Source organism: Kitasatospora sp. NPDC057512 (genome assembly GCF_042802135.1).
Classification (GTDB): domain Bacteria; phylum Actinomycetota; class Actinomycetes; order Streptomycetales; family Streptomycetaceae; genus Kitasatospora.
The window spans coordinates 1-4,611 of record NZ_JBHVET010000696.1 but is presented as its reverse complement, the minus strand read 5'-3'; the positions used below and the strand labels follow the sequence as shown (position 1 = coordinate 4,611).

3 protein-coding genes are annotated in these 4,611 nt (G+C 74.0%); 2 read left to right on the top strand and 1 reads right to left on the bottom strand.

The genetic code is table 11. From position 1 onward, the window contains the following. The first annotated feature begins 102 nt into the window (after positions 1-102). Positions 103-2,010, top strand: a complete 1,908-nt coding sequence (gene dnaG, locus ACFU6K_RS32075) for a DNA primase (protein WP_380669007.1) — start codon at positions 103-105, stop codon at positions 2,008-2,010. A gap of 144 nt (positions 2,011-2,154) precedes the next feature. Beyond that, complete coding sequence (locus ACFU6K_RS32070) at positions 2,155-3,324, top strand: RNA polymerase sigma factor (RefSeq protein WP_380669005.1); 1,170 nt, start codon at positions 2,155-2,157, stop codon at positions 3,322-3,324. Positions 3,325-3,333: 9 nt separating this feature from the next. Here the strand turns inward: ACFU6K_RS32070 and ACFU6K_RS32065 are convergent, their stop codons facing one another. Further along, the gene (locus ACFU6K_RS32065) at positions 3,334-4,392 is read right to left on the bottom strand and encodes a DUF2690 domain-containing protein (RefSeq protein WP_380669003.1); all 1,059 of its coding nucleotides are present in this window, start codon (positions 4,390-4,392) and stop codon (positions 3,334-3,336) included. Positions 4,393-4,611 lie beyond the last annotated feature (219 nt).

Sequence of the window (4,611 nt, the reverse complement as noted above, 5' to 3'; positions counted from 1 at the left end):
GCCGCGGGGGGCGGCCGCGCCGGCTCCGGCGCGGCCGTGCCCCGACCGGGGCCGTACCCTCGGTGCGGCCGGAATGCCCCGCCGCCCCAGTAGACTTCCGGGGTGGCCGGGCGGATCAGGGACGAAGACGTACAGGCGGTGCGCAGCGCACTGCCGATCGACGCGGTGGTCGGCGACTACGTACAGCTGACCAACGGTGGCGGTGGCGAGTACAAGGGCGTCTGCCCCTTCCACGACGAGAAGTCCGCCTCCTTCTACGTGAACCCCGCCAAGGGCGTCTTCCACTGCTTCGGCTGCCAGGAGAACGGCGACACCATCGCCTTCCTGATGAAGATCGAGCACTTCACCTTCGCCGAGGCCGTCGAGCGGATGGCCGCCCAGGCCGGCATCACCCTGCGCTACGAGGAGGGCGGCTACAGCCCCCGCCACCAGCAGGGCGAGCGCACCCGGCTGGTCGAGGCGCACAAGGTGGCCGCCGCCTGGTACCAGGAGCAGCTGGCCTCTGCGGAGGCGGAGATCGGCCGCCGGTTCCTGGCCGAGCGCGGCTTCGACGAGGAGGCCGCGAGGACCTTCGGCGTCGGCTACGCCCCCGCGGGCTGGGAGCACCTGGTCCGCTACCTGCGCGGCAAGGGCTTCACCGACAAGGAGATCCTGCTGGGCGGCCTCGCCTCGCAGGGCCAGCGCGGCGGCCTGATCGACCGCTTCCGGGGCCGGCTGGTCTGGCCGATCCGGGATATCGCGGGCGAGGTGGTCGGCTTCGGCGCCCGCCGCCTGCGCGAGGACGACAACGGCCCGAAGTACCTCAACACCCCCGAGACGCCGATCTACAAGAAGTCCCACGTGCTGTACGGGATCGACCTGGCGAAGAAGGAGATCGCCAAGTCGGGCCGCGCGGTGGTGGTCGAGGGCTACACCGACGTGATGGCCTGCCACCTGGCCGGGGTCACCTCGGCGGTGGCCACCTGCGGCACCGCCTTCGCCGAGGACCACATCAAGATCATCCGCCGGCTGTTGATGGACACGTCGCAGTACCGGGGCGAGACCGTCTTCACCTTCGACGGCGACGCGGCCGGGCAGAAGGCCGCCCTGCGCGCCTTCGAGGACGACCAGAAGTTCGCCGCCAAGACCTCCATCGCGGTCAGCCCGGGCGGCATGGACCCGTGCGAGCTGCGCCTGGCCCAGGGCGACGAGGCGGTCAAGCACCTGATCGACAACCCGGTCCCGCTGTTCGAGTTCGCGCTGACCTCGGCGGTCGCCCGGCACCGGGTGGACACCCCGGAGGGGCGCTCGGCGGCGCTGGAGGAGGCGGCCCCGATCGTCGCCAAGATCAAGGACCGCTCGATCCAGCACGAGTACGCCGTCCGCCTGGCCGGCATGCTCGGCATCCTGGACGAGCAGTTCGTCGTCCGCCGGATCTCCCAGCTGGCCCGCTGGGACCGCGAGCGCCAGCAGAACCCGCGCGGCGCGGCCGCCCAGCGCCGCCCCGAGCCGGTCCAGCCGCAGCGCGCCGCGCAGCCCGTCTACCGGCTCAACCCGCGCGACCCGGCCCAGTTCGTCGAGCGGGAGCTGCTCAAGCTGGCGCTCCAGCACCCGGACCTGGTCAGCCCGGCCTTCGACCACTACGGCGAGGACGAGTTCCCGACCCCGCCGTACACCGCCGTCCGGCAGGCCATCGCCAAGGCCGGCGGCGCCGCGTACGGGGCGACCCTGCCCGACTTCACCAGCGCGGTGCGCGAGGCGTCCCCGGACGACCAGGTGCGCTCGCTGGTCACCGAGCTGACCGTCGAGCCGGTGCGCTCGCGCCGCAAGGCGGACGCGATCTACGCGGGGGAGTTCCTGGTCAAGCTGCGCCTGCTGGCGGTGGACCGGCGGATCACCGAGGTCCGCGGCTACCTCCAGCGGCTCGGCCCCCGGGCCGGGGCCGAGCAGCTGCACGCGGTGCAGACCGAGCTGTGGCAGCTCCAGCAGTACGGCGAGCAGCTGAAGAGCCAGGGCGCGGCGGCGCTCTGACGCGCCCCGCGGCACCCTCGCCCGGATCCGGGCGCAGAAAGTCGGCGCACGAGTCTCGGCCACGGAGCGTGGCGTACCGCACACTGGAGGGCGTCCCACCTCCGTACTGCGCGGGTCCGCCAGAGTCGCGCCCGCCCCGAGGGGATGCCCGTGGAGCAAGGCGTCGTCGCAGCGACCACCACCGGTACGAGAGTGAACCCCGTCGAACCGGACGGGGAGCAGGACACCCACCACGGCCGGGCCGGGGTGGCGTCCCCGGACGGTGCCCGGATCCCCGCCCAGGGCCTGCCGGAGGGCCATCCGGACAGCCCGGACAGCCCGGACGTCGAACCCGGGTCCGGGTCCGAGGCGCGGGCCGGCGCCGAGGACCCGGACGAGCGCCGCGGGCCCGCCGACGACACCGGGCCGGCCGCCGACCTGCTGCGCCAGTACCTGCGCGAGATCGGCCGGATCCGCCTGCTCACCGCCGAGGAGGAGGTCGAGCTGGCCCGCCGGGTGGAGGCCGGCGTCTTCGCCGAGGAGCGGCTGAACGGCGACCCGCCGCCGCCTGACCCGCTGGGCGGCGAACTGGACACCCTGGTGGTGCGGGGCCGGATCGCCAAGCGCCGGCTGATCGAGGCGAACCTGCGGCTGGTCGTCTCCGTCGCCAAGCGCTACGTCGGGCGCGGGCTGACCCTGCTGGACCTGGTCCAGGAGGGCAACCTGGGCCTGATCCGCGCGGTGGAGAAGTTCGACTACACCCGCGGTTTCAAGTTCTCCACGTACGCGACCTGGTGGATCCGGCAGGCGATGAGCCGGGCCCTGGCCGACCAGGCCCGGACGATCCGGGTGCCGGTGCACGTGGTCGAGCTGATCAACCGGGTGGTCCGGGCGAAGCGCGGGCTGCTCCAGGAGCGCGGCCTGGAACCGACGGCGGCCGAGATCGCCGCCGCCCTGGAGCTGACCGAGGAGCGGGTGCGCGAGCTGCTCCGGCTGGCCCAGGAGCCGATCTCGCTGCACACCCCGGTCGGCGAGGAGGAGGACGTCGCGCTCGGGGACCTGATCGAGGACGCCGACGCCGCCTCGCCCGCCGAGTCCGCGACCTTCCTGCTGCTGCGCCAGCACCTGGAGGCCGTCCTGGCGACCCTGGGGGAGCGGGAGCGCCAGGTCGTCCAGCTCCGCTACGGGCTGGACGACGGCCGCCCGCGCACGCTGGAGGAGATCGGTGCGGTGTTCGGCGTGACGCGGGAGCGGATCCGGCAGATCGAGTCGAAGACCCTGGTCAAGCTCCGCGACCACGCCTGTGCCGAGCAGCTGCGCGGGTACCTCGACTGAGCCCGGCCCCTAGAGCGGGGTCGGCGCCGACGGGTCGGCCGGCGCGGGGTCGGCCGGTGCCGGGTCGGCCGGTGTGGCCGGGGCCGGGGTCGTGGGGGCGCCCGCCCCGGTGCCCGGCGGGGGAGAGGCGGGCCCGATCGGGATCGGGGTGGAGGCCACCACTATGGCCAGGTCGGAGACGACCGCGGTGCAGTCGTGGCCGGCCGGCTGGTAGCCGCAGACCTGGAAGGTGACGGCCGGGTCCGCCGCGTCCAGCATCGCCGAGTAGTTGTCGTAGCCCCAGTGGATGAGCGCCGTCTCGTTCTCGCCGTTGCCGTCGGTGATCGTCGCGTAGTCCTTCGGCTGGCCCTCGGTGATGGCCGCCCAGGCGGCCCGGCAGGTCTGGCTGTACCGGAGGTAGACGACCACCTTGCCGATCACCTGGGTCTGCAGGGTCCGGGCGTCCTTGCCGCAGCCGGTGGTCTTCGGGTCCTTGTGCGCGCAGCCGACGGCCTGACAGGCCGGGGCGGTGGGCCCGGGCTTGGGACCAGCGGAGGCACCGGTCGTCGTGGCGGGCCGGTCGGCCGCCGCGGCCTGCCCGTCGGGCCGGCTGATCCGGAGGCCCACCAGCACCAGCAGCAGCGCCAGCGCGGCCGCACCGGAGACCAGCGCCGCCGGGCGCCGCCACCAGACAGCGGGGGCGGGCTCGGGCTCCTGCCCGGTCACCGGCGCCTCCTCGACGGCGGCGGGTTCCCGGACGGCCTCCTCGACGGCGGGCTGCTCGACGGCGGGCTGCTCGGCGCCCGAGGGCCCGTCAGCGACGGCCGACCGCTCCACCGTCTGCCGCCACAGCGCCCGCAGCGCGGCCCCGTCGCACTCGACCGCCCCGACCAGCGCGTCCAGCGCCTGCTCGGTGACGACCCGCTTGCCGTTGAGCCAGCGCTCCCAGGACGCCCGGCTGTAGTGGGTCCGGGCGGCGAGCTCGGACAGCGACAGCCCGGCGGTGTCCTTGATGGACCGGAGCTCCTCGGCCAGGCGTCTGGCGGGCTCGGACAGCTCGTCGGGCAGCTGCTTCCAGGCGGAACCCACGGCGGCGCTCCAAACTCGAGAAACGGGGGGCGGGGAACGGGGGAGCGGCAGGGTCCCGGTCCGGGCCGTTCGGCGTCTCCGCTTCTCCAACCTGATCGGCCTGGCGTCCCAAACCCCAGGTCATGGCGCTGAGACGGACGGAAGTGTCTCACAACCCCCGGAGACGCTCGAACATCCACGTGGTCATCGTGCAGAGTTCTCTGGCCGGTGCGGTCCACC

Bases quoted from the DNA above. Each gene is read 5' to 3' on its own strand.
- ACFU6K_RS32070 (WP_380669005.1), top strand. From the start codon at position 2,155: ATGCCCGTGGAGCAAGGCGTCGTCGCAGCGACCACCACCGGTACGAGA.